This window comes from Bordetella muralis (genome assembly GCF_965139205.1).
Taxonomy (GTDB): domain Bacteria; phylum Pseudomonadota; class Gammaproteobacteria; order Burkholderiales; family Burkholderiaceae_B; genus Bordetella_A; species Bordetella_A muralis.
Map to the genome: position 1 here is coordinate 21,721 of NZ_CBCSIU010000031.1, position 23,561 is coordinate 45,281.

Consider the following 23,561-nt stretch of genomic DNA (forward strand, 5'->3'; position numbering starts at 1 on the left):
CCTTTCGATTTTTTTAAATAGCGCATTAGGCGCCGATGTCTAACGCAAGCGCCGCCATAAGCCTAACCTAGCCGCTGCATTTAACGACGATGATACGGCGAAGCATCGGTATACGACAAAGGTGGAGAGCATGGAAGAACGTTTTGATGTAGTCGTGGCGGGGTGTGGCGTGGCTGGCCTGTCGGCCGCGGTGACCGCGGCGGAACTGGGGCTGAAGGTGGCCGTGCTGGAGCGGGCCAGTCGCGAGGAGCGCGGCGGGCAAAGCCGCTATACCGAGGCCTATCTGCGGATGAAGGCGATCGATCAGGTGTCGGACGATTTCGAGACGCACCTGGCCGAGCACGCCGGCGTGTATATGGACCCGGATTTTGCGGCCGAGATGGGCGGTGATCGTGCAGGGTGGTCGCATGCGGCGCGTGCGCTGGCTTCGCCCGATCCCGAGCTCATCATGAGTTTCGCGGATCAGGTGCCGGGCACTATCGGCTGGTTGCAGGAGTTGGGCGTGAAGTTCGATTTTCTGCCCACCCAGTTTCTGACCAAGACGCAACCGCGTCTGTTGCCGGTCGGAGGCGGCGAGGCGCTGGTAGAGGCATTGGCGGCTCGCGCCGAGAGTTTGGGGGCGGTGTTTTTCTATCACACTACCGCACGGCATTTGCTGCTGGACGAACGCGGCGAGGTGCAGGGACTGCAAGCGTATCGCGCCAACGAAGGCGGTGTGCGTTTCCTGGGCAAGGTGGTGTTGGCCTGCGGTGGTTTTGAAGGCAACCCGGCCATGATGGCTCGCTATGTGGGTCCGCGTTCGGTGTATCTGCGTCCGGTGTGCAAGGGGGCATATTTCAATCGCGGCGAAGGAATCGAGATGGCGTTGGACGCAGGCGCGGCGCCTTGCGGCGAGTTCGGGAGCTATCATGCCGAGCCTGTGGATCCGCGTTCGGGCGTGTCCGAACCCTCGATATTTATCTTCCCGTATGGGGTGTTGGTGAACAAGGGTGGCCAGCGTTTTACCGACGAGGCGCCGGGCACGGTGGATGCTTATTACGAGCGCGTGACGCGGCGAATTTACGAGCAGGAAGAAGGCATTGCCTATGTGATCCTCGATCAGCGCGTAAAGGATGTGCCGAACTATCGCTTGGCCATCCGCACGGATCAACCCGCCATCGAGGCCGATAGCCTGGCAGCGTTGGGGACGAAACTGGGTATGCCGGCAGGCGAACTCGAAGCGACGGTGGCGCGTTACAACGAGGCCTGCCCGGGTGATGAAGGTTTCAAGCCATTGGAACTCGATGGCCTGGCGACCCGGGACTTGTCGCCGGTCAAATCGAACTGGTCGCGCCGCATTGACCAGGGGCCGTTCATGGCCTATCCCATCATCTCGGCCAATGTCTTTACCTTTGGCGGCCTGAAGATCGATGCGTCGGGCCAGGTGCTGGACACTGATGGCAATCCGATGAAGAACCTCTACGCGGCAGGGGAAACGGTCGGTATGTACTACACCAACTATACCGGTGCTACATCTGTCCTCAAGGGATTGGTGTTCGGCCGTTTGGCGGCGCAGCATATCGCGAATGCGCAATAGGGGCAGCCATGGTCGATGAGCCTATCTCGCTCAGTGCAGAACTGACCCATGCGCTGCTGCAAACGTATCGGGCCGGCGTACCGGAGTCGATGCGGACCAAGACCCGTTTGCATATCGCCGACGCGATGGGAATTGGGTTGGCGGCGCACGATACGGAGCTGGCGCGGCAAGTGCTTGCCGCGCAGCGCCTGGGTGCCGGAGACGGACGTCATGGCTTGATCGGTGGCGGCCAGGCTTCGGCGCTGGCTGCCACGTTCGTCAACGCCGCGCTGATTCATATCCAGGATTACGACGACATTCATGACGCCGGCCGTTTGCATCCGTCCGCCTGCGTGATTCCGGCTGTGTTGGCCGCCGCCGCGTTGCGCGATGTGGATGACGAGGCAGTCGTTGACGCTGTAGCGATCGGCAACGAGCTGATGTGCCGTCTCGGTATGGCCTGCGCACCGCAGGGCGAGGGGCCGGGCTCGGAATGGTTCCTCACGCAGCTATTTGGTTATTTGGGCGCGGCCATGGGCGCTGGGCTGGTACTGGGGTTGGACACGCCAGCGCTGGTGTCGTGTTTCGGATTGGCCTATATGCAGCTTGCTGGCGGCAAGGAGGCGGGGTTCAGCACGGGCGCTACGGCGCGGGGCATCTATCCCGCCTTTGCGGCACAAGGCGGCCTGCAGGCCGCGCTGCTCGCCGAGGCTGGCGTGGCGGGGCCGGCCGGGGCGCTCGATGGCGAGGCGAGTATGTTCCGTCTTTACCTGGCGGGTGCGCTGTCCAGCCGGCAACGCCGCACGCTGTTGGATTTTTCGGTGTGGCATGCGGCGCAGGTCGATATCAAACCCTGGCCCTGTTGCCGCCTGTCGCATCCCTATGTGGCCGTGGCGCTGGCTGCGCGCGACAGTTACGCACGTCATCCTGCTGCGAATGTTCGCGTCGCGGTAAACGCATCGGCTGGGCGCTTGTGCCGCCCGCTGGCCCAACGCCGGCGTCCACGCACGTTGCAGGATGCCAAGTACAGTATCCCGTTCATGACGGCCTACGCGCTCGTGCATGGTGAGCCGACACTCAGTGGCTTTGCGCACGACGTGTTGCGCGATGACAAAGTACTGGATGTGGCGGATCGCATCGAACTGGAAGACGGCCTGCCTGACAACCCCGGTCATCCGCAGGCTGTGCTCACGTTGATATCGGGTTCCCGGGCTTTGCATCGAACCGTATTCGATCCGCTGGACCTGCAACTCGACGAGCGGCGCGTGCAAGCGAAGTTCATCGATTGCCTGCGCCATGCAGGACGCGAGAGGGACACGCAAGCGCTGTGGCAAGCGTTGATGCAGGGCAAGGTCCAATCCGCGTTTTCATCCATTTGTGCATCATGAGAGGACTCCATGTTTACGGCTGATTTATACGCTGGCAAGGTGGCGCTGGTAACGGGTGGCGCGGGTGGCATAGGCCGGGCGGTGGCCGCTGCGCTGGCCGCGCATGGCGCACGCGTAGTGGCTGCCGACCTCGATGGCGCCGACCGGATTGACCCTGCATGTACCGACGTGCAGACGCTGCGTTTGAACGTGACCCGGCGTGATGATGTGGCGCGCGTGATGGCGGACATTACCGCCACGCTGGGCCGTTTTGATATTCTTGTGAACGTGGCTGGTGTGGTGTCGATGGGCAGCGCCGAGCATTTGCAGGAGGCCGAGTGGGACCGCGTCATTGACATCAATCTCAAAGGCACCTTTCTATGCTGCCAGGCTGCCATCGAGCCGATGCGGCGCCAGGGCGGTGGACGCATCATCAATCTGGGTTCGGTCATCGGCAAAAATGGCGGCAACCCGCGTCCGTGGATCGATCCCGCCGAACAGGAGCGTGCCAGCAACGTGGCCTACGGTGTATCCAAGGCGGGTGTGCACATCATGACTTCATTTCTGGCCAAGGAACTGGCCGCGTCGGGCATTACGGTAAACGCCGTGGCGCCTGGCCCGGTAGCCTCGGCCATGACCACTAATTTTCCGCCATCGCTAAAGAATCTGATTCCCGTGGGCCGCATGGGAGCCGCAGATGAGGTCGCCGCGGCGGTGCTGTTCCTGGCATCGCCGCAGGCGGGTTTCATCACCGGTGAGGTGCTGGACGTCAATGGCGGCATCTGGTGCGACTGATTTTTTCCTTTTCAACTGACATAGGTATTCGATATGAAAGCTCCCCGTTCCATCTATCTCGTGCTCGATATGCAGAATGATCTCGTTCACGCCGAAGGCCCCAACGGCAAGAGCCCATTGGGCGAACAGGTACAAAGCCGCCAGATTCTGGCCAAGACGGCCAAGGCCATCGCCAAGGCGCGTGCGGCCGATGTCCTGGTGGGGTTTGTGCGCGTGGGCTTCTCAGAAGGCTACCCCGAGTGCCCCGAGGGGTCTCAGGTGTTCTCGGGCGCACCCAAGGCCGGCATATTCAAGTTAGGCGCATGGGGGACGGAAATCCATCCCGATCTCGAACAGCGAGTCGGCGACATTCAGGTGACCAAGCACCGCGTCAGCCCGTTCTATGCCACTACGCTCGAAGCGCAATTGCGTGCCAACAACGTGCAGCGTATTTATTGCTCTGGGGTGTCTACGCAGGCTGTGGTGCAGGCTACGGTACGCGACGCTCATGACCGGGACTATGAAGTGATCGTCCTGGAGGACGCATGCGCTGCGCACAGCGAACAGGAACATGCTAATTCTATGGGCAGCCTTGCGAGATTTTGCAAGGCTGAGACCACGGACGCCGTGATGTTCTCCAATCCTACTCAGCTTTGATATTGGCTGCGTGAACGGTATCGCCCCAGGCCTTGTAGTCTTCGACGAGGTAGGCGCCAAAATCTTTGGCGTTTTGTGGGGCGATTTCCAGCCCGCCTTTGGTCAGGGCTGCGGCGACCTCGGGGATGGCAGTGGCTTTGACGATCGCGTCGGACAGCACGTTGATGTTGTCAGCCGGTGTCCCGGTGGGCGCCAGGATGCCTATCCATGGCGACGCAATGACCTGGATGCCTTGTTCGACCATGGTGGGCACCTCGGGCGCGTCCACAAAACGTTTGGGCGCGGCCAGACCCATGATCATGACCTTGCCCGCGTCGGCGTTCGGCTTGGCCAGACTCAAAGGCACGAACAAGGCATCGACTTGCCCGCCGATGAGTGCGGTCATGGCGGGCGCTGCACCGGTATAGGGTACGTGCAGCACGTCTAGCTGTTGGTTGACGTTCAGCATTTCCATGGCCACATGGCTGGAGCTGCCTACGCCCCATGAGGCATAGGTGAGTTTGCCCGGGTTCTTTTTGGCCAGGTCGATATAGCCTTGGATATCTTTGATGCCCAGGCGTGTGTTGACCACCATGGCATAAGGCAGGTAACCCACACGCGCCACGGGGACGAAGTCCTTCGGTGCGTTGTAGGGAATCTTGGGGTAGACGTGGGGATTGATGGTGTGCGTGTCCGACGCCGTGGCCACCAGCGTGTAGCCGTCTGGCGCAGCCTTTGCGACCATGTCCGCGCCTATCATGCCGCTGGCGCCGGGGCGATTGTCGACCACGATGGACTGGTTCAGTACTTTGGATGTGCCCTGGGCTACGGCACGGGCCAGCACGTCGGTGCCACCGCCCGCGTTATAGGGCACGACGAACTTGAGGGCGTGCGTGGGATATGTCGCTGCCACTGCGCCCAGGCTGGCCGAGGTCAGGCACGCGGCCAGCAGCGTGCGCAAGGTGTATTTACCGTATTTGCTATGCATGATCTTGTGCTCCGCTTCAGTTCATTTCCACGCCCGCGTCGCGCAGGATCTTGCCCCAGCGGACATAGTCGTCAGCGACCTGCTTCTGGAAGGCGGCCGGCGAGTCCTGTGTGACGGGCGATAGCGCGACGGCCTCCAATGCGGCCTTCACCTTGGGTTGAGTGACGGCTTTGCGCACGGCTTGATCGAGCGTGGTCAATACGTTGGCAGGTGTCTTGGCCGGGGCGAAAATACCCACCCAGTTCTCTACGTTGAAACCGGGCAGGGACTCTTGTGCGGTGGGCACTTGCGAGAGGAAACTCACGCGTTGCTCGCTGGTGACTGCCAGAGCCTTGAGCTTGCCTTCCTTGATTTGGCTGTAAAGCGGCGGCAGATCCATGACGATGCCGTCAACGTGACCCGCGAGCGTGTCGGTCAGCGCGGGACCTGCTCCCTTGTAGGGGACGTGTTCGATATTGGGCCGTACTTTCTTGAGCAACTCGATGGTCAGGTGGGGCAGCCCGCCCGAGCCTGATGATGACAACGTGATGCGCTCTTTCTGGGCCAGATCGAGCAGTTCGGGCAGTGTGTTGATGCCTTGGCGTTTTGGCCCCAAGGCGATGGCTTCAGGCGTGAGCGCCATCATGTTGACAGCCGCGAGGTCCTTGAGGGTATTGAAGGGCGGCTGCTTCATGGTCTGCGGCGCCAGGATCACGGGACTCATGCTTGATAGCAGCAGGGTGTAGCCATCGGGTTCCGCTTTGGCGACGTGGTCGGCCCCGATCACGCCGTTGGCGCCGGCTTTGTTCTCAACGACTACCGATACGCCCAGCAATTGGCTGAGTTCGGGGGCGATGATGCGCGCGGCAATATCGTTCGAGCCGCCGGGTGGGTAGCCGACGATCAGCCGGATCGGCTTGGTAGGGTAGGTTTCGCTGGCCAGGACGGGACCGGCGTTCAGCAGTGGTGTGACGATGATGACGCCGGCTAGGGCACGTAGCGTGCGGCGGCGGATGGCGCGGTTGGGCTGCATGGAAGTCTCCTGTGTTGTTATTAATGACGAGGGGGATGCGCTAGCGCGCGGGGGAAATCTCCAGTGCCTGAATCAGCGCGGGGATGAGACTCTGCCACTCAGCCACGACGCCGATCTGCGCCACGTTGAAGATGTTCGCGTCCGCGTCTTTATTGATGGCCACGATACGGGTATGTGGATCGATGCCGGCCAAATGCTGGGGCGTGCCGGAAATGCCGACGGCCACGTAAATGTGCGGGCTGACGTATTTGCCGGAGATGCCTATCTGGCGGGTGACTGGCGCCCAGCCCGCATCCACCGCAGGCAGACTGGCGCCCACGGCTCCGCCTACCTTGGCGGCCAGTTCGTACAGCGCGGGAAAGGCCGCCTCGCCACTGCCGCGTCCGCCCGAGACGACGATGCTCGCGCCTTCCAGAGCTGCATGCGGTTCGGTGCGTGGTACGGTGTTCACTGGATAGGCGGCGCGCGCGTCGCAGGCCTCGAGTGAATGGATCTCCGTCGGTCTGTCTTGATTCGAGGGCTGCGCTTGGGGACGCACCGCGGCAATGGCTGGCCCGGCGTTGGCCGACAGTGTGATGTCCAAGCGATTGCCGTAGGCGCTGCGCTGCGCGGCTATGCCGCCTGGCTCGTCAAAGACAAAGCCCGTACAGCGGCCTAACGGCGCACCGCCGAGCCGTGCGGCCAGCGCGCCAGCGAGAGCCTCGTTGTCCGGATTGGCGATTACCAGCACCAGCGCTTCGCGCAGGCCATCGGCCAGGCCCGGCGTCTGCAGCGCCGTGGCAAACACATCGACGTATTGGTGGACTTGCAGGTCAATGGGTGTGGCCATGTGCCACGCATGATCCAGACCTGCAGCGCGCGCTTGAGCCACGGCGTGTTCCGTGTCTGATCCTGCCATCAGGACATGAGCATGACCGCCGCGCCGATCTGCCAGCTTGCGAGCCTCGGCCATGAGCGCGAGTTCGGCGTGAGTGTCGGTGCCGCACGCGGGAATAAGCGCGTAGATCGGACGATTGTCAGGCATGGTCGTTTCCCTGTGCGAGGGGCGCGCGCAGATAGGCGGCCAGTGCGGCGGCTTGTTCTTCCACGGATCCGGACAGCATGCGGCAGGCGTTCTCCCCACGCGCGACGGCCTGTGGGAGTGCCGCGTCGGCCAGGGCGACGGCTGGCTCGGGCGAGGCGCCATCAGGCGCCGTTTGTGAGAACGTCATCTGTTTGGCCAGTGCCACGTTCTTCATCAATGGATGACGCAGTCGGTTGCTCTTGTCGTTGCTGATGCTGGCCAATGCGGGAGCGGGCAAGTGCAGCGATTCGTCGTTCAGCGCTCCGCTGCGCAACAGGGTCCAGCCGCCATCGGGCGAGGGCCGTACTTGCAGGGCTTGGCCTGCATACGGCAGTTGCCAGGCATCGGCCAGATAGGCGGCTGTCATGCCATCGTCCAGGTCGCCATGTTCGCGGCCGATGAGCACCAGGTCGGGCCAGGTGTCGTCTTTACGCAGCAGGCTGGCGGCGTGCGTCGCCAACCACGCCGGGTTGCCGCGTTGGCGCTGCGGGGGATTGAGACCACGAACCGTGTCGAGCTTGAGTGCCGCCACGGCGCGAAGCAGCGTCGCATCGTGGGCGCCGTCGGTGACGATGGCGGTGACTCGTGTCGCGACGCCTTGGTCGCGCAGCTTGAGCGCGATTTCCAATGCGGCTTCGTCAAAGGGACTCAGCTTGTACGAGACCGCCGTGTCGGCAGGGAGGTCGCGCCAGTGGCTTGAAGCAGGCTTGGGCAGCAGTTTCTTTGGATCCGCGACGCCAGCCAGTAATACGGCGATATGCATGGCGATCAGATCCGAGTGGCGCTGCGAGCAGCGATTCGACCGAAAATCGCGGCCTTGCCCAGTGCAGAGCCGGTCATATATGCGGCACCGTGCAGCCCCCCCACCATTTCGCCAGCGGCATACAGGCCGGGAATCGCGTCGCCATATACATCCAGGACATGCATGGCGGCATCCACACACAAGCCGCAGTAGGTGCCATACACGGCCGCGGTGGATGGATAAGCATAGAACGGGCCGGTCTCGATGCGCACGAGTTCGCCGTGCTGGTGAACCAGGTGCGCTCGGCCAAAGTCGGGGTCATGTCTCGCATCCACGTAGCCGTTATAGGTGTTCACGGTATCTATCAGCACATGTGCTGGCACCTCAATCTGCTCGGCCAGTGCTTCAAGCGTATCGGCTTGGATCACCAGGCCTTCTTCCAGGCGCCGTTCGATGTCGAGGATGCGCACGGCGTTGTCGCCGCTTTGCATGATGGGATGATCGAAAATCTGGAACGTAGCGCCGTAGGGCTGGGCGATACACGCGTCCCCCAGGAGCTTGTACGAGATGGACTCATCCACGTAGCGTTTACCGTCTTGGTTGACGGCGATCGCGCCTTTGTAGACGGCCAGCAGACTGTGATGGTTGGTCTCGTCGGTGGGATGTTTGCCGTAGGTGCCCTTGATGTAGATCATGTCGCGGCAATCGGCGCCGATGAGCAACGCCATCTTCAGTCCGTCACCGACATTGCCTTCGCCGCCGATGAACACGGCGTCGTCATACTGTGGCGCGTAGCGGTGTACCAGCTCAGGGTTTTTGCAGAAGCCCCCGCTGGCTAGCACTACACCATGCTTTCCCGATGCCACGAACGCCTTGCCTTCTCGCTCGGCGCTCACGCCGACGACTTTGCCGTGCGCATCTCGAATCAGGCGCTGCGCGCTGGTGTTCAGCAGCAACCGCACCTTGCCCGTGTCCTTGGCCCGGCCCGCCAGGGCGCGCACGGTATCGGCCGGGTCTACGGTATGAACGCGCGGCACGGATTGACCCGAGGAGGTTTCCATGACGGGGCTGAACTCGACGCCCGCCTGTTTGAGCCAGCCGTAGGTGTCGAGCTGGTGGTCCACGTAGGCGCGCACCAGGGCGGGATCGTTCTCGTGCTTACCCACCTCGATCAGGTCGGCATAGAGCAGCTCGCTGGAGTCTGCAATACCGCTGGCTTTTTGCAGATCGGTGCCGGCAAACGCCAGGCAGCCGCCGCTCATGGCGGAGGATCCCCCGATCTCTCCGAGCTTTTCCAGCAGGACCACGTCGGCGCCGTCTTGCGCGGCTTGCAGCGCGCAAGCAAAGCCCGCCATGCCGCCGCCGACCACGACCAAGTCGGTCTGGATATCGTTGTTGCTCATAGTGTTTGCGATTGATTGAACATAGGGATTTCAGGCTTGGCGAGCGCGGGCGGCAGCGTGAGCACCCGCCTTGCGGCCCAGCACCGAGCCGGCGGTCAATCCAATGCCACCCGCGTATTTCACGTAATACAGGCCGCCTACCATTTCGCCAGCCGCGTACAGGTTTGGAATAGGCAGATCGGTGTCGTCCAGCACTTGGGCATGCGTGTTCACCTTGACGCCGGCGTAGGCGAATGTGATGCCGCAGGTGACGGCATAAGCCACGTAGGGGCCAGTGTCGAGGGGAGACGCCCAGTTTGATTTGGGAATAGCCAGCCCACGCGTGCAGCGTCCATCCTTGATGGCAGGGTTGTACGGCACGCTTTGATCTACGGCGGCGTTGAATTCGGACACCGTTTGCAAAAAGGCCTGCTTGTTGATGCCGTCCATCTGATCGGCCAGGCCGTCCAACGTGTCAGACACCAGCCGTGTGGCATGCCGCACCCGGTATTCGTCGGGCAGCAGGTTCGACGTCTTTGCATCAAACACTTGCCAAGCCACCGCGCCGGGTTGTGACAGTACGCGCGCGCCCATGCCAGAGTAGGTGTAGTTACGGAAATCCGTGCCTTCGTCGACGAAACGTTGGCCGTCCGCATTGACGACAATGCCCAGTGTGTAATAGTTTTTTTGCTGGTTGAGCAGGTTGATATCGCCATAGGCCGGGGCATTGAGGTCGTAGAACACGGCATGGCAGCCGGTCCAGTTGCCGTGTGCCACGGCGCCCACGCTCAGCGCCATGTCGATGCCATCGCCGGTGTTGTAGCGCGAGCCGCGCACCTTGGCGAGATCCCAGTTGGGGCCCAGGTATTCTGCGCGGCGCTTCAGATTGGCATGGAAACTGCCACTGGCCAGCACCACAGCGTGAGCGCGCAACGAGTTGTCCTGGCCATCTTGTTGCAGGGTCACGTTCCAGGTTTCGCCATCGCGGGCCAGTCCATGGGCGCGGGCGCCGTAGCGGATGTCAATGCCTAGCTTTTCGGCGCGGGCAAAGAGCGCATCGATCAAGCCCAGGCCGCCACCCGATACCTCTACGGTGAGGCCGCCCCAGTACTTGTTTTTGCCATCTACTTTGAACGACTGACGGCCGTAGATCGGAATGAAGCGCACGCCGTGGCCGCGCATCCAATGCATCGTTGGCATGCTTTCCTTGACCACGACATCGAGCACGTCGGCATCGGCGCGGTAGCCGCTCATGGTCAGGCTTTCTTCGAAAAACTGCGTTTCGGTATAGGAGCCGAAATCGTTGTCGCGCAGTTCCTCTGGTGACAGATCGGGGATCAGGGTCCTGAGGTCCTCATTCCCTTCGTAGGCGATGCGGAATGCACCGCCAGTAAACGCAGAGTTGCCTCCGCGGTTTTCCCTGGGAGCGCGTTCGATCAGCACGACGCGGGCACCGGATTCGTGGGCTGAAATGGCCGCACACAAGGCCGCATTGCCACCGCCGATGACGGCTACATCAAAAGTTTCCACGCTTCGTCTCCTGATAGCTGGCGTCGCGTGCGCCGGCTTGTCGGTATGAATGCCAGTTCACACTGGACAACAGATCAGGGACGATTGTGCGGGGTGGTGTTTCTGTGAGGAATCCCGACTAGTCGAAAGCTTTTTTCGATTTAATTGAACTTAGTCGGCCAAGATGACGCCGATGGCCCGAACCCGGGTGTGTCGGCGCAAGGGGATGCGCATTTGAATCAGCAACCCCTGCACCTTGATGCCTACAGCACTGTGCCGATGCGTCGCACGGCTTCTTGCAGGCGGTCCAATCCCGTCGCATACGAAAATCGCATCGTGTGGTGCCCATGCGCCGGACCGAAATCCAGCCCGGGCACTGCGGCGACGCCGCCCTCATGCAGCAATCGTTTGGCGAAGACCGAACTGTCTACGCCCATGGCAGCAATATCCGCATAAATGTAAAACGCGCCGTCGGGTTTGACCGGCACAGGTAAACCCAGCCGTTCGAATTCGGGCAGCAGATAGTCGCGGCGTTGTTTAAAGGCCTCGCGGCGGTGCTCATAAATCTTGAGCGTGTCGGGCGCGAAGCAGGCCAGGGCGGCATGCTGCGCCAAGGTGGGCGCGCAGATCGCCAGGCTGGCGGCCATTTTTTCGATAGGGCCGGCCAGGCGCTCGGGCACGATCATCCAGCCGAGCCGCCATCCTGTCATGTGGAAGTATTTGGAGAAACTGTTGATAACGATGATGTCATCGTCCAGCGTCAACGCCGAGCGCGCCTCGTTTTCGTAACTGAGTCCCAGATAAATCTCGTCGACAATGGCAAAGCCCTGGCGCTCGCGCACGGCATGCAGCAGGGCAGCCAACTCATCGCGCGCGATGCTGGTGCCGGTCGGATTGCTGGGGGAGGCGACCAGCACCCCGCGTGTGGCGGGCGTCCAGTGGTCCCGCACGTCCTGCGCCGATAGCTGGAACCGCTTTTGTGCTGTACTGGGGATCAGGCGGGGACGGCCGCCGGCGGCCAGAATGAAATTGCTGTTGGCCGGGTACGAGGGATCGGGCATCAGGACTTCCGCGCCGGTGTCCACCATGGCAGCGCATGCCAGCGACAGGGCGCCGGAAGCGCCTGCGGTGACGATGACGCGCGCGGGGTCGATCTTGGCGCCGAACTGAGTTGCGTAGAATTGGGCAATGGCCTCGCGCAATCCGGCCAGGCCGGCGGGGGCGCTGTATCCGCTCAGGCCGGCTCGCGCGGCGCGGTCCAGGGCTTCCACGACCTGCGCGGGCGCGGTAAAGTCCGGCTCGCCTATTCCGAGGCTGACGATGTCACGGCCGGCGGCTTGCAGTGCCTGAGCCTCTTTAAAGACTTCGACAGCGTGAAAGGTCAGGAATTCTTGGGCGCGTGAGGCAAGGCGCGACATGGCAGTTCTCGTAACGAAAAAGGAATTGTAGATGCAGCCATCGCGGCGCGCATTTCTGTTTGGCCGGCAAACGCCACGCACGCCCTGGGACGCCTTTTTGCAGCGTCTGGGGCGGCTCGTACAGGGGCGGGTGAGCAACCTCGGGGCAGAGAGGGCCGGTCAACCGCTGGGGCACAACCCCGGAACCGAGGTGCCGAATCGCGCCCGCCTGACCGCCGTGCATCGCGAGGACGTGCGGCAAGCGCGGGCGTTGTGCGCGGAATACGGCGTGGTGCTGCAACTCGCTGGCTTGGCCGATGACACGCGATCCGCGGTGCCTCAGGCGGGTGCGCGAGACCCGTGGGATGCTGCTGCCGTTGACGGACCTGGTCAGAAATATACAAATGCCCTGGCTCAGGGCGATGTGCTGGAGGTCGATCCGTCCAGCCTGGACATGGTCACCCATGACCCCGAGAGCGGGCAATGGGTGGCTCAGCCCGGATGCCGCGTCGGCGAGCTGGCGGCATCCGGGCTGCTGCAATTCCGCGGCGCGCCGCCTGAATGGACCTTGGCTGCCTGGTTGGCGAGATCTCGCGGCTGGATGCCCGGCGCCACTGCGATGAGCGGCGTGGTACAGGCCGAGCTGCTGTTCTCCGACGGCACGGTCGAGTCGCTGGGGGCATTTGGCGCATCCGATGTGAGGCCCCTGCGGTCAGCGATGGTGCAGCGCCTGGTGCCTGCGCTCTTTCAATTGTCGTCGTCCCCGGACGCCGTGATATGCCGCGAGGCTCCTCAGTGGCCATGTCGTTATCGATTGGATGCACTGCAGCCCACTGCGCCGGCACAGGTCAATCTCGCCCAATTGTTACTGGGACACGGTGGTACGCTGGCATGGGTGGAATCTGTCACACTGATTCCGAGTCATCCTGGCGGCGCCTGGCCAGTGGAGCCGGCGATGGCTGATCCGGGGGCGTTGCCCGTTGCCTCGCCGTGTCCTGCCGGCACGCCGTCCGGTGTCGGCGCCATGCAGGGCCAGGCATTGTCAGACGAGAAAGTGGCCAATGCCGCCCGACGGCTGCAGATCCGTATGAAAAACGCATTTGATCCGTTGGATCTGTACGGGGACTGAGCCGGAGCGCCGTGCCCATCCTGCGTCCGGTGTGCCGTGCTTGCGCTGCCGTTTTTTACCGGAGGCCCGTGTCATCTGGCAGTAAGATAATCGCCTCTCTAAGCTAGAATTCCCCACTTTCGTCGATCAACCGAGTAAGCCCGCAATATGGATGCCAATTTTCGCAAAGCCGCACTTGATTATCATGAGTCCGGCCGCCCCGGCAAAATCGCTGTCACGCCGACCAAACAGTTGTCGAACCAGCGTGATTTGGCGCTGGCTTACTCCCCCGGCGTGGCGGCAGCCTGTGAAGAAATCGTCAGCGACCCCGTCAATGCGGTGCGCTATACGGCGCGCGGCAATCTGGTCGGCGTGATCACCAACGGGACCGCTGTGCTGGGCCTGGGCAACATCGGTGCGCTGGCGTCCAAGCCCGTCATGGAAGGCAAGGCCGTCCTGTTCAAAAAGTTTGCCGGCCTGGACGTGTTCGATATCGAAATCAACGAAACCGATCCCGACAAGCTGGTCGAAATCATTGCGGGGCTGGAGCCGACGTTTGGCGGCATCAACCTCGAAGACATCAAGGCCCCCGAGTGCTTCACGGTCGAGCGCAAGCTGCGCGAGCGCATGAAAATCCCGGTGTTTCACGACGATCAGCACGGCACGGCCATCTGCGTGTCGGCAGCCTTTATCAACGGCCTGAAAGTGGTGGGTAAAGCGATCGATCAGGTCAAGGTTGTGACCTCGGGCGCTGGCGCGGCCGCGCTGGCTTGCCTGGACCTGATGGTGGATCTCGGCGTGCCCATTGAAAACATCTGGGTGACCGACCTCGAGGGCGTAGTCTACGAAGGGCGCGTCGCGCTGATGGACCCCGACAAAGCCCGCTTTGCTCAAAAAACCGAACAGCGCAAGCTGGCCGAGGTCATCCAGGGCGCAGACGTGTTCCTGGGCCTGTCGGCGGGCGGGGTGCTCAAGCCCGAGATGGTCGCCTCGATGGCGGCTCGCCCAGTGATCCTGGCCTTGGCCAACCCCAATCCCGAGATCCTGCCCGAAGACGCCCATGCCGTGCGCGACGACGTCGTGATGGCGACCGGCCGGTCCGACTATCCGAACCAGGTCAACAACGTTCTGTGTTTCCCCTATATTTTCCGCGGCGCGCTGGACGTGGGCGCCACTACGATTACGCGTGAAATGGAAATGGCGGCCGTGCACGCCATCGCCAAACTCGCCCAGGAAGAGCAAAACGAGGTCGTGGCCGCTGCCTATGGCACGTACGACATCAGCTTTGGCCGTGAATACCTGATTCCCAAGCCGTTCGACCCGCGTTTGATCACCCGCATCGCGCCGGCCGTGGCCAAGGCCGCCATGGAAGGCGGCGTCGCGACGCGTCCGTTGGCCGACCTGGAGGCTTACGTCGAGCAACTGCAGCAGTTCGTGTACCACTCGGGCGCCTTCATGAAACCCCTGTACTCGGCGGCCAAGGTCCTGGTGCGCGAGGGCGGCAAGGCGCGAGTCGTCTTTACCGAAGGCGAGGACGAACGTGTGTTGCGCGCGGTGCAGGTCGTGGTCGACGAGGGGCTGGCCAAACCGATCCTGGTGGGACGCCCGGCAGTGCTGGCTGCCCGCATCGAAAAGTATGGCCTGCGCCTGCGCCTGGGCGAGGACGTCGAGGTCACCAACCCCGAATACGACGAGCGATTCCACCAGTACTGGACCACGTACTGGGAAATGATGTGCCGCCGCGGCATCACCAAGGAAATGGCGCGTGTCGAAATGCGCCGCCGCCTGACGCTGATCGGCGCCATGATGCTGCATCGTGGCGAGGCGGACGGCATGATCTGCGGTGTGGTCAGTTCCTACGCCGAGCATCTGCGTTTCATCGACGAAGTGATCGGCAAGCGCCCCGGCGCCAACGTTTACGCCGCCATGAACGTCCTGTTGCTCGACGAGCGCGTGGTGGCGTTGGTGGACACCCACGTCAATGACAATCCCACGGCCGAACAGATCGCCGAGATCACCATTGCCGCAGCCGAGCAAATGAAGCGCCTGAATCTGGCGCCCAAGATCGCGCTGCTGTCGCGTTCGAATTTCGGCACGGGCAGTTCGTCCTCGGGCGCGAAAATGCGCGAAGCGCTTGCCCTGGTGCGCGAGGCCGCCCCGGACCTGGAAATCGACGGCGAGATGCATGGCGATTGCGCATTGGACGAGGCGCTGCGTACCCGCATCCTGCCCTCGTCGACCCTCAAAGGCGCCGCCAACCTGTTGGTTTGCCCCAACGTGGATTCTGGCAATATCGCCTACAACCTGCTCAAGACAGCGGCGGGCGGCAACGTCGCCGTGGGACCGTTCTTGCTGGGGGCCGATGCGCCCGTGCATATTTTGACGTCCAGTTCCACGGTGCGCCGTATCGTCAACATGACCGCCCTGGTCGTCGTTGATGCCAACATCCCCAAATAGCATCGCCCAGGCCGTCGGCCAGCCTCGTTCTCCGACGGGGCTGGTGTTGACAGGCGGCGGCGCGCGCGCGGCCTACCAAGTAGGTGCGCTGCGCGCCGTGTTGGATATTCTTGATCCAGAATCCCGTCCGGGTTTTCACAATCCGTTTCCCATCATTTGCGGCACCTCGGCGGGCTCCATCAATGCCACCGCTTTGGCGTGCCGTGCCGATCGTCCGCACCTCGCGGTGCGACGCATTCAGCGCCTCTGGGAATCTTTGCACACCAGCATGGTGTACCGGGCCGACGCGCCGGGCTTGATCAAGACCGGTGTGCGTTGGCTGGGCTTGCTGGCCCTGGGATGGATGTTTTCCGGTCTGGGCCGCGAGCGGCCCCGGTCGTTGCTGGACAATAAACCGTTGGCCGAGTTGTTGACGCGCGTGCTGGATTTCGAGCATTTGCATGCCAACTTGCAGCACAACGCCTTAAACGCCTTGGCGATTACCGCCTCGGGGTTTACCAGCGGCGAGCATCTGACTTTTTATCAGGCGAACCACGCGATTGATCCCTGGCACCGTTCATTGCGGCGGGCGCTGTCCGTACGCATCGGTGTCGAGCATCTGATGGCGTCCTCGTCCATTCCATTTGTCTTTCCTGCGCAACCTGTTGACGTGCAGGGCCAGCGCGAGTGGTGCGGTGATGGTTCCATGCGACAGTTGGCCCCCATCAGTCCGGCGATCCATTTGGGGGCTGCCCGGGTGTTGGTAATAGGCACCAGTTTTCGTGATGAGACGCATCCCGAAAAACGCGAGGCCTCGCCGCCTTATCCCAGCCTGGCGCAGGTGGGCGGACATGTACTCTCCAGCATCTTTTTAGATGGCTTATCAATGGATTTGGAGCGTCTGGAACGGATTAACGAACTGGTCACCTACATCGGCCATGATCCGGCAGTAGGTGGGGGTGTCCGGCGGGTGAACGTCCTGACCTTGACACCGAGTCAGTCGTTGGACCTGTTGGCGCTCGATTATTTATCTGAAATGCCTCTCGAAGCCCGTACCCTTTTTCGCGTACTCGGTGTATCGTCCGACCCTGATCGTTCGGGTGGTGGCGCGTTGTTGTCTTATTTATTGTTCGAAGGCGCTTACACACAACGATTGATTGAACTGGGGTATGCCGATACGATGCGGCGTAGCGAAGATGTCGCGGGTTTTTTCAAGGAGGGCCAGGCATGACGCACAATGGCCAGTCTACGTTGCAGCGCCAATTGAGCAGCGGTGGCGCGATCGATCATGGCGATCTGCAGAAAGATGCCGTGGATGAGGCTGCGCGTGAACTCGGGTTAGCGTTCATGGTGGCCGAGTGCGACCGGGCGCGCAGCCGGTCGGCGGTATTGCGGGCGATTGCCAAAGCGGTCGATTTTCCTGAATATTTTGGCGGGAATTTCGATGCGCTCTATGACTGTTTATGTGACACGGTCTTAGATCAAAAAACCGGCTTCGTGTTGTGGTTGGTGAAACTGCATTCAGGGGATCCCGCGTTGGCCGATGATGCAGCGCAGATCGAATCCGTGTGCGCGGATGTAGTGACATTTGCGCAGGAGAACGGGCGTTCGTTCAGTTACATCGTCGAGCATGCGGGCAAGCATCCGGATCCTGAACCGGGAGTGGCTGCAGCACGCTACGGAGAAGGCTGAGCGCGGGGTGTTGCTCTGCCGGAGTAACACTTTGCGCTGCATTACCAGCCGAGTATCGCCGTCACCGCCGAGATCAAGGCAAGCCCCGCCGTTTCGGTGCGCAACACACGTGGTCCGAACCGCACAGATTGAACGCCATATTGAGCGGCCAGCGCCAGCTCAGCCTCTGACCACCCGCCCTCCGGCCCAACGAGCAGATTGAGCGATTGCAGCGGTTCGCGTCCAGCTGACGTGGCGAGCGCATCGGCCAGCGTTGGAACCGCATCCGGATGGCAGAGCAGACGCAGGCCCGTGGCAGGTTGTTCCAGCCATTCCCGTAATCCCATCGGCGCATCGACATCCATGAGCCGATTGCGCCCGCATTGTTCCGCGGCGGATTGCGCGATGCGAGCCCAATGGGATACCCGTTTCTCCAGGCGAGCGCCGCTCAGTTGCAACACACTGCGTTGCGCGGCGATGGGCGTGACGCGGCTCGCACCGAGTTCGACGGCCTTTTCTATCACCCAGTCCATTTTGTCGCCCGAAGGCAAGCCCTGCACCAGCGTGACACTGCCTGCGAGCTCAGCTTCGCGAGGGTCGTGATCGCCCAATTGCGCCCAGGCCGATTTGCCGTCAATGCCCAGCGTCGCGGGGTATTCACCGCCCAGGCCGTTAAAGAGCACAATGGGTGCACCGTCGCGCAGACGCAGCACGCGTACGGCATGATGCGCCAACGCATCGGGCAGAGACAGGCGGGTGCCCGGAGAAAGCGGGGTATCGCAGAAAAAACGCGGCAACGGCATGGCGATGAAATAACAGGACGCTCTAGAGCGCGGGCGGGCAAGAATATGCGTAGCCTACCACTCTGATCGGCCAAATTCAGGCGTGCCGGCACGGCATCCCGTCTCGATATCGTCCGGCTTCGGCCCGGCGTCGCGTCCGGGTATCCCCGGATGCTAAAATCGTAAGCTTCACAATTCCTGTCACCTGGCCCCATTTTTGGCTGGCCGGAGTCTACGAGCCTTTTCCGCATGAGCCCATCCACTGCCCAACCCCTGGCCCTGGCCGACGCCATTCGCGTTCTAGCCATGGATGCTGTCCAACAAGCAAACTCGGGGCATCCCGGCGCCCCGATGGGGATGGCGGAAATTGCCCAGGCACTATGGCTGGGCCACCTGCGCCACAATCCGGCCGATCCGGCCTGGGCCAACCGCGACCGCTTCGTGCTGTCCAACGGCCATGGCTCGATGCTGATCTACGCGCTGCTGCATCTGACCGGCTACGATCTGCCGATCGAGGAGTTGAAACAATTCCGTCAATTGCATTCCCGCACGCCGGGCCACCCCGAGGTTGGCATCACCCCGGGCGTCGAGACCACCACCGGTCCTCTGGGCCAAGGCGTGGCCAATGCCGTGGGGATGGCGCTGGCCGAGGCGCTGTTGGCCGCTGAATTCAACAAGCCTGGCCTGCCGATCGTAGATCACTACACCTATGCATTCGTGGGCGACGGTTGCCTGATGGAAGGCATTTCCCACGAAGCCTGTTCCTTGGCCGGCACGCTGAAGCTCTCCAAGCTCGTGGTCCTGTACGACGATAACGGCATTTCCATCGACGGCCATGTCGAACATTGGTTTGGCGACGATACCGGCAAGCGTTTCGAGGGCTATGGCTGGAACGTCATCCGTGGCGTCGATGGCCACGATGTGGCTGCCGTCGATGCCGCGATTGCCCAGGCGCGCGCGCAGTCTGACAAGCCCACGCTGATCATCTGCCGCACCATCATCGGCAAGGGCGCACCCACGATGGCGGGTACGCACAATGTGCACGGCGCACCGTTGGGCGCCGAAGAAATCGCAGCGACGCGTGCGGCGTTGGGCTGGACCGCGGCGCCGTTCGAGTTGCCGCAAGCCGTGCGCGAGGGCTGGGATGCCCGCCAGGCCGGCGCCGAGGCGCAAACTGCGTGGCAAGCCAGCTTTGATGCCTACGCGGCCCAGTACCCCGCCGAGGCGGCTGAGTTCACCCGCCGCATGAAGGGCGAGCTCCCCGCAGACATCGCCGAAAAACTTCAGGCCTTCATCCAGGCCACCGACGAAAAAGCCGAGACGGTCGCTACCCGCAAAGCCTCTCAATTCGCCATTGCGGCACTGGCTGCTGCATTGCCCGAACTGCTGGGCGGCTCGGCCGACCTGACGGGCTCGAACTACACCGACTGGAAGGGCGTTGCACCGGTGCGCGCCGGTGAGCAGGGCATTCAGTTTGGCCGCCACATCAACTACGGCGTGCGTGAGTTCGGCATGTCCGCCGTCATGAACGGCATCGCGCTGCATGGCGGTTACCTGCCATTCGGCGGGACGTTCCTGACGTTCTCCGATTACTCGCGCAATGCTATCCGCATGGCCGCGTTGATGAAACAACGTGTGGTGCACGTATTCACGCACGACTCCATCGGCCTGGGCGAAGACGGCCCTACGCACCAATCGATCGAGCACGCCTCCAGCCTGCGTTTGATTCCGAATCTGTCGGTATGGCGTCCTTGCGATACCACGGAGACAGCCGTGGCCTGGGCCACCGCCGTGTCGCGTCCGGCCAGCATCGGCATGGATGTGCACGATGGCGGTCCGACTGCGCTGTTGCTGTCGCGCCAGAACCTGCCTTTCGTCCCGCGCGACGCTGACACGCTGAAAGCGATTGTCCGCGGTGGTTACGTTCTGCGAGACGCAGAAGGCGCGCGTGCCGTTATCATCGCCACGGGCTCCGAGGTCGCTATCGCGCTGGCTGCACAAGAGCAGTTGGCCGCAGAGGGGATCGCGGTACGCGTGGTGTCCATGCCCAGCACTGACGTGTTCGATCGTCAGGATGCCGAGTGGAAACGCAGCGTATTGCCGCCGGGATTGCCGCGCGTCGCCGTCGAGGCGGGCACCACGGCGCTGTGGCACAAATACGTGGGTCTGGAGGGCGCCGTGGTCGGTATCGACCGTTACGGCGAATCCGCACCTGCGGGAGCCTTGTTCAAGTTCTTCGGTCTGACTGCCGACAAGGTAGCCGAGACTGTCAAGCAAGTTTTGTAAAAGGAGCTCTTAGTCATGACCATTCGCGTCGCCATTAACGGATACGGCCGCATCGGCCGCAACGTCCTGCGTGCCCACTACGAGGGCGGTAAAAAACACGACATCGAGATCGTTGCCATCAACGACCTGGGTGACCCCAAGACCAACGCGCACCTGACGCGCTACGACACCGCCCACGGCAAGTTCCCCGGCACGGTCGAGGTCGAAGGCGATTACATGATCGTCAATGGCGACAAGATCCGCGTCCTGGCTAATCGCAACCCAGCCGAATTGCCCTGGGGCGAGCTGAAAGTCGACGTCGTGATGGAATGCACGGGCTTTTTCACCTCGAAAGAAAAAGCCAGCGCCCACCTGAAAGGCGGCGCCAAGAAAGTCATCATCTCGGCTCCCGGCGGCAAAGACGTGGACGCCACTGTTGTGTACGGCGTGAACCACGGCGTGCTGAAAGCCACCGACACCGTCATCTCGAACGCTTCGTGCACCACCAACTGCCTGGCCCCGCTGGTCAAGCCGCTGCACGACAAACTGGGTGTGGAAAGCGGCCTGATGACCACGGTCCATTCCTACACCAATGACCAGGTTCTGACCGACGTCTATCACGAAGACCTGCGCCGCGCCCGTTCGGCCACCATGAGCATGATCCCGACCAAAACCGGCGCCGCTGCTGCCGTGGGTCTGGTGTTGCCCGAGTTGAACGGCAAGCTCGACGGCTTTGCGATCCGCGTGCCGACCATCAACGTGTCGCTGGTCGATCTGTCGTTCGTGGCCTCGCGCGAAACCACCGTCGACGAAGTCAACAGCATCCTCAAGGCCGCCTCCGAAGGCGAACTGAAAGGCATCCTGAACTACAACACCGAGCCCCTGGTTTCGGTTGACTTCAACCACAACCCGGCTTCCAGCACCTACGATTCCACGTTGACCAAGGTCTCGGGCAAGCTGGTCAAGGTCTCGTCGTGGTATGACAACGAGTGGGGCTTCTCGAACCGCATGCTCGACACCACCGTCGCGCTGATGTCCGCCAAGTAATCCGCCATGGCCAAGGTCAATACCCTGTCCGCGCTGGCCAAGGCTGGCGCGCTGCATGGCAAGCGGGTGTTCATCCGCGCCGATCTGAACGTGCCGTTTGACGACGCGGGTCAGATCAGCGAAGACACGCGTATCCGCGCTTCGGTGCCGGGCATCCGTCTGGCGCTCGATAGCGGCGCCGCTGTCATGGTGACCTCGCACCTGGGACGCCCCACCGAGGGCGTACTGACCGAAGCCGACTCGCTGGACCGTGTGGGCCAGCGTTTGTCGCAACTGCTGGGCATGCCCGTGCAGTTGGTCAAAGACTGGGTCGACGGCGTGACCGTCAATCCGGGCCAGGTCGTGTTGCTGGAAAACTGCCGCGTCAATCCCGGCGAAAAGAAAAACGACGAAACCTTGTCGCGCAAGATGGCGGCATTGTGCGACGTCTACGTCAACGATGCTTTCGGGACGGCACACCGTGCCGAGGCCACCACGCACGGCATCGCGCGTTTTGCGCCGATCGCTTGCGCGGGTCCGTTGCTCGAGGCCGAGCTGGACGCATTGGGCCGTGCTCTGCACGAACCGAAGCGCCCGTTGGTAGCCATCGTCGGCGGCTCCAAGGTCTCGACCAAGCTCTCCATCCTGCAGTCGCTGGCCGACAAGGTTGATCAGTTGGTGGTGGGCGGCGGTATCGCCAATACCTTCATGCTGGCGGCTGGCTTGTCCATTGGTAAATCACTGGCCGAGCCCGACCAGGTCGAGCAGGCCCGTGCCGTGATCGACATCATGAAAAAGCGCGGCGCAGAAGTCCCCATCCCGACGGATGTGGTGTGCGCCAAGTCGTTTTCCGCTGATGCCGAAGCCACCGTCAAGGCGGCTGACGCGGTTGCTGACGATGATCTGATTCTGGACATTGGCCCGCAGACCGCACAGCATTTGGCTGGGATTCTGCAGCAGGCAGGCACCATCGTCTGGAACGGCCCCGTGGGCGTGTTCGAGTTCGATGCGTTCGCCAACGGCACCGAAGTCCTCGCCAAAGCGATTGCCGAATCACCTGCGTTTTCGATCGCAGGCGGTGGCGACACGCTGGCAGCCATCGCCAAATACGGGATCGCTGACAAGGTCGGCTATATCTCCACTGGGGGCGGTGCATTCCTGGAATTCCTGGAAGGCAAGTCCTTGCCGGCTGTGGCTATTCTCGAGGAACGTGCTGGCTGATTGTTCGATGGCTTGTCGCTGTTGTTGTTAGCTGGAGAAATGCCAGGCATGTGATGTGCTTGGCATTTTTTTTTGTGCTGATCGGTGTTCAGGGTTCTATTGGTCGTCGAGCCGAGGCAATCGGCCCGGCCGGGCTTCACAAAGTCGGTCCGGCGCNTTNNCGCGCTCCCTTCGACGTCCGCTCCACTCGACTTTGAGGCGCCCGGCCGGGCCGATTGCCTCGGCTCGACTGGCAGCAACTAGAATTCTCTGCATCGCTGGCACGACTTTCTTGCTTGGCGTTTTTCTGCAGCCGCGGTGGTAGAGAGGAAGATCTTGCGGTGCTGCTTTCGGNGGACGCCCTGCGCGTCCCCCNNAAGCGATCGGTCCGGGCATGCGGTAGGGGTGGCGTGGTGCCTGGTTGGAAGATCTGCTTGAGTGCGATCGAGGCTTGCGACGATGATGCGTGGCGCACTGCTTTGATGGTGCATCTATTGCATGCGAGCGCCTCGGTCAGGGNGTCGCTTCAAGNACCATCNACANCCATGNNTGGNATCNCGCTGCGTCTCGACATGACAAGAATGGCTTATAGAAGCNGCGATCGCGCGATAACAAATGCGATGCCGTGGCATTTCGCCCGGCCATGCC

The 23,561-nt window shown here is 62.2% G+C and carries 19 protein-coding genes; 11 read left to right on the forward strand and 8 right to left on the reverse strand.

Features of this window, described 5'->3' with window-relative positions:
- Window positions 1-130 precede the first annotated feature (130 nt).
- Genes ACNA0I_RS24830 through ACNA0I_RS24845 form a run of 4 tightly spaced genes read left to right on the forward strand, consistent with a single transcriptional unit; the run spans window position 131 to window position 4,353 of the window.
- On the forward strand, window positions 131-1,576 hold the full coding sequence (locus tag ACNA0I_RS24830) for an FAD-dependent oxidoreductase (protein ID WP_415808692.1): 1,446 nt from the start codon (window positions 131-133) through the stop codon (window positions 1,574-1,576).
- Window positions 1,577-1,584: 8 nt separating this feature from the next.
- Entirely contained in the window at window positions 1,585-2,943 is a 1,359-nt protein-coding gene (locus ACNA0I_RS24835; RefSeq protein WP_415808694.1) for an MmgE/PrpD family protein, read from the forward strand.
- Between the two features lie 9 nt (window positions 2,944-2,952).
- Window positions 2,953-3,717, forward strand: a complete 765-nt coding sequence (locus tag ACNA0I_RS24840; RefSeq protein ID WP_415808695.1) for an SDR family oxidoreductase — start codon at window positions 2,953-2,955, stop codon at window positions 3,715-3,717.
- A gap of 33 nt (window positions 3,718-3,750) precedes the next feature.
- Window positions 3,751-4,353: a cysteine hydrolase family protein gene (locus tag ACNA0I_RS24845; RefSeq protein WP_415808696.1), complete on the forward strand. Its 603-nt coding sequence runs from the start codon at window positions 3,751-3,753 to the stop codon at window positions 4,351-4,353.
- Here the strand turns inward: ACNA0I_RS24845 and ACNA0I_RS24850 are convergent.
- From ACNA0I_RS24850 to ACNA0I_RS24880, 7 genes are all read right to left on the reverse strand, one after another.
- Window positions 4,340-5,320 (reverse strand): Bug family tripartite tricarboxylate transporter substrate binding protein, encoded by a 981-nt coding sequence (locus ACNA0I_RS24850; protein ID WP_415808697.1) that lies wholly within the window; start codon window positions 5,318-5,320, stop codon window positions 4,340-4,342. The two genes, ACNA0I_RS24845 and ACNA0I_RS24850, sit on opposite strands and share 14 nt — an antisense overlap.
- A 16-nt stretch (window positions 5,321-5,336) precedes the next feature.
- Complete coding sequence (locus tag ACNA0I_RS24855; protein ID WP_415808698.1) at window positions 5,337-6,332, reverse strand: Bug family tripartite tricarboxylate transporter substrate binding protein; 996 nt, start codon at window positions 6,330-6,332, stop codon at window positions 5,337-5,339.
- Window positions 6,333-6,372: 40 nt separating this feature from the next.
- Entirely contained in the window at window positions 6,373-7,356 is a 984-nt protein-coding gene (locus tag ACNA0I_RS24860; protein ID WP_415808699.1) for an electron transfer flavoprotein subunit alpha/FixB family protein, read from the reverse strand.
- Window positions 7,349-8,158, reverse strand: a complete 810-nt coding sequence (locus ACNA0I_RS24865; RefSeq protein ID WP_415808700.1) for a hypothetical protein — start codon at window positions 8,156-8,158, stop codon at window positions 7,349-7,351. The genes ACNA0I_RS24860 and ACNA0I_RS24865 overlap by 8 nt, the downstream gene beginning before the upstream one ends.
- 5 nt (window positions 8,159-8,163) lie before the next feature.
- Window positions 8,164-9,540 carry an FAD-dependent oxidoreductase gene (locus ACNA0I_RS24870; protein ID WP_415808701.1) on the reverse strand — a complete coding sequence of 459 codons (1,377 nt, stop codon included), beginning with the start codon at window positions 9,538-9,540 and terminating at the stop codon, window positions 8,164-8,166.
- 30 nt (window positions 9,541-9,570) lie between these two features.
- A complete protein-coding gene (gene tcuA / locus ACNA0I_RS24875) occupies window positions 9,571-11,049 on the reverse strand; it encodes an FAD-dependent tricarballylate dehydrogenase TcuA (RefSeq protein ID WP_415808702.1) in 1,479 nt (492 codons plus the stop codon).
- A gap of 242 nt (window positions 11,050-11,291) precedes the next feature.
- Window positions 11,292-12,446, reverse strand: a complete 1,155-nt coding sequence (locus ACNA0I_RS24880; RefSeq protein ID WP_415808703.1) for a pyridoxal phosphate-dependent aminotransferase — start codon at window positions 12,444-12,446, stop codon at window positions 11,292-11,294.
- A gap of 31 nt (window positions 12,447-12,477) precedes the next feature.
- On the opposite strand from ACNA0I_RS24880, the gene ACNA0I_RS24885 reads away from it, so the two are divergent.
- The 4 genes from ACNA0I_RS24885 (at window position 12,478) to ACNA0I_RS24900 (ending at window position 17,661) form a co-directional block, all read left to right on the forward strand.
- Window positions 12,478-13,554, forward strand: a complete 1,077-nt coding sequence (locus ACNA0I_RS24885; RefSeq protein ID WP_415808704.1) for a hypothetical protein — start codon at window positions 12,478-12,480, stop codon at window positions 13,552-13,554.
- A 147-nt stretch (window positions 13,555-13,701) separates the two neighbouring features.
- Window positions 13,702-15,990, forward strand: a complete 2,289-nt coding sequence (locus ACNA0I_RS24890) for an NADP-dependent malic enzyme (protein ID WP_415808705.1) — start codon at window positions 13,702-13,704, stop codon at window positions 15,988-15,990.
- Window positions 15,991-16,036: 46 nt separating this feature from the next.
- Window positions 16,037-17,200 carry a patatin-like phospholipase family protein gene (locus ACNA0I_RS24895; protein WP_415808715.1) on the forward strand — a complete coding sequence of 388 codons (1,164 nt, stop codon included), beginning with the start codon at window positions 16,037-16,039 and terminating at the stop codon, window positions 17,198-17,200.
- Window positions 17,197-17,661 (forward strand): barstar family protein, encoded by a 465-nt coding sequence (locus tag ACNA0I_RS24900; RefSeq protein ID WP_415808706.1) that lies wholly within the window; start codon window positions 17,197-17,199, stop codon window positions 17,659-17,661. Before ACNA0I_RS24895 ends, ACNA0I_RS24900 begins: the two co-directional genes overlap by 4 nt.
- A gap of 41 nt (window positions 17,662-17,702) precedes the next feature.
- On the opposite strand, the gene ACNA0I_RS24905 is transcribed toward ACNA0I_RS24900, so the two are convergent.
- Window positions 17,703-18,443, reverse strand: coding sequence for a 16S rRNA (uracil(1498)-N(3))-methyltransferase (locus tag ACNA0I_RS24905; RefSeq protein WP_415808707.1), 741 nt, complete (start codon window positions 18,441-18,443; stop codon window positions 17,703-17,705).
- A gap of 228 nt (window positions 18,444-18,671) precedes the next feature.
- On the opposite strand from ACNA0I_RS24905, the gene tkt reads away from it, so the two are divergent.
- From tkt to ACNA0I_RS24920, 3 genes are read left to right on the forward strand one after another with little or no spacing between them, the layout of a single operon-like run.
- Window positions 18,672-20,708 (forward strand): transketolase, encoded by a 2,037-nt coding sequence (gene tkt, locus ACNA0I_RS24910; protein WP_415808708.1) that lies wholly within the window; start codon window positions 18,672-18,674, stop codon window positions 20,706-20,708.
- 15 nt (window positions 20,709-20,723) lie between these two features.
- Window positions 20,724-21,734 carry a type I glyceraldehyde-3-phosphate dehydrogenase gene (gene gap, locus ACNA0I_RS24915; protein ID WP_415808709.1) on the forward strand — a complete coding sequence of 337 codons (1,011 nt, stop codon included), beginning with the start codon at window positions 20,724-20,726 and terminating at the stop codon, window positions 21,732-21,734.
- A 6-nt stretch (window positions 21,735-21,740) separates the two neighbouring features.
- Window positions 21,741-22,934, forward strand: a complete 1,194-nt coding sequence (locus ACNA0I_RS24920; protein WP_415808710.1) for a phosphoglycerate kinase — start codon at window positions 21,741-21,743, stop codon at window positions 22,932-22,934.
- The last annotated feature ends 627 nt before the right edge of the window (window positions 22,935-23,561 follow it).

Coding starts and splice junctions, on each gene's coding strand:
- ACNA0I_RS24830 (WP_415808692.1), top strand. CDS start 131: ATGGAAGAACGTTTTGATGTAGTCGTGGCGGGGTGTGGCGTGGCTGGC.
- ACNA0I_RS24835 (WP_415808694.1), top strand. CDS start 1,585: ATGGTCGATGAGCCTATCTCGCTCAGTGCAGAACTGACCCATGCGCTG.
- ACNA0I_RS24840 (WP_415808695.1), top strand. CDS start 2,953: ATGTTTACGGCTGATTTATACGCTGGCAAGGTGGCGCTGGTAACGGGT.
- ACNA0I_RS24845 (WP_415808696.1), top strand. CDS start 3,751: ATGAAAGCTCCCCGTTCCATCTATCTCGTGCTCGATATGCAGAATGAT.
- ACNA0I_RS24850 (WP_415808697.1), bottom strand. CDS start 5,320: ATGCATAGCAAATACGGTAAATACACCTTGCGCACGCTGCTGGCCGCG.
- ACNA0I_RS24855 (WP_415808698.1), bottom strand. CDS start 6,332: ATGCAGCCCAACCGCGCCATCCGCCGCCGCACGCTACGTGCCCTAGCC.
- ACNA0I_RS24860 (WP_415808699.1), bottom strand. CDS start 7,356: ATGCCTGACAATCGTCCGATCTACGCGCTTATTCCCGCGTGCGGCACC.
- ACNA0I_RS24865 (WP_415808700.1), bottom strand. CDS start 8,158: ATGCATATCGCCGTATTACTGGCTGGCGTCGCGGATCCAAAGAAACTG.
- ACNA0I_RS24870 (WP_415808701.1), bottom strand. CDS start 9,540: ATGAGCAACAACGATATCCAGACCGACTTGGTCGTGGTCGGCGGCGGC.
- ACNA0I_RS24880 (WP_415808703.1), bottom strand. CDS start 12,446: ATGTCGCGCCTTGCCTCACGCGCCCAAGAATTCCTGACCTTTCACGCT.
- ACNA0I_RS24885 (WP_415808704.1), top strand. CDS start 12,478: ATGCAGCCATCGCGGCGCGCATTTCTGTTTGGCCGGCAAACGCCACGC.
- ACNA0I_RS24890 (WP_415808705.1), top strand. CDS start 13,702: ATGGATGCCAATTTTCGCAAAGCCGCACTTGATTATCATGAGTCCGGC.
- ACNA0I_RS24900 (WP_415808706.1), top strand. CDS start 17,197: ATGACGCACAATGGCCAGTCTACGTTGCAGCGCCAATTGAGCAGCGGT.
- ACNA0I_RS24905 (WP_415808707.1), bottom strand. CDS start 18,443: ATGCCGTTGCCGCGTTTTTTCTGCGATACCCCGCTTTCTCCGGGCACC.
- tkt (WP_415808708.1), top strand. CDS start 18,672: ATGAGCCCATCCACTGCCCAACCCCTGGCCCTGGCCGACGCCATTCGC.
- gap (WP_415808709.1), top strand. CDS start 20,724: ATGACCATTCGCGTCGCCATTAACGGATACGGCCGCATCGGCCGCAAC.
- ACNA0I_RS24920 (WP_415808710.1), top strand. CDS start 21,741: ATGGCCAAGGTCAATACCCTGTCCGCGCTGGCCAAGGCTGGCGCGCTG.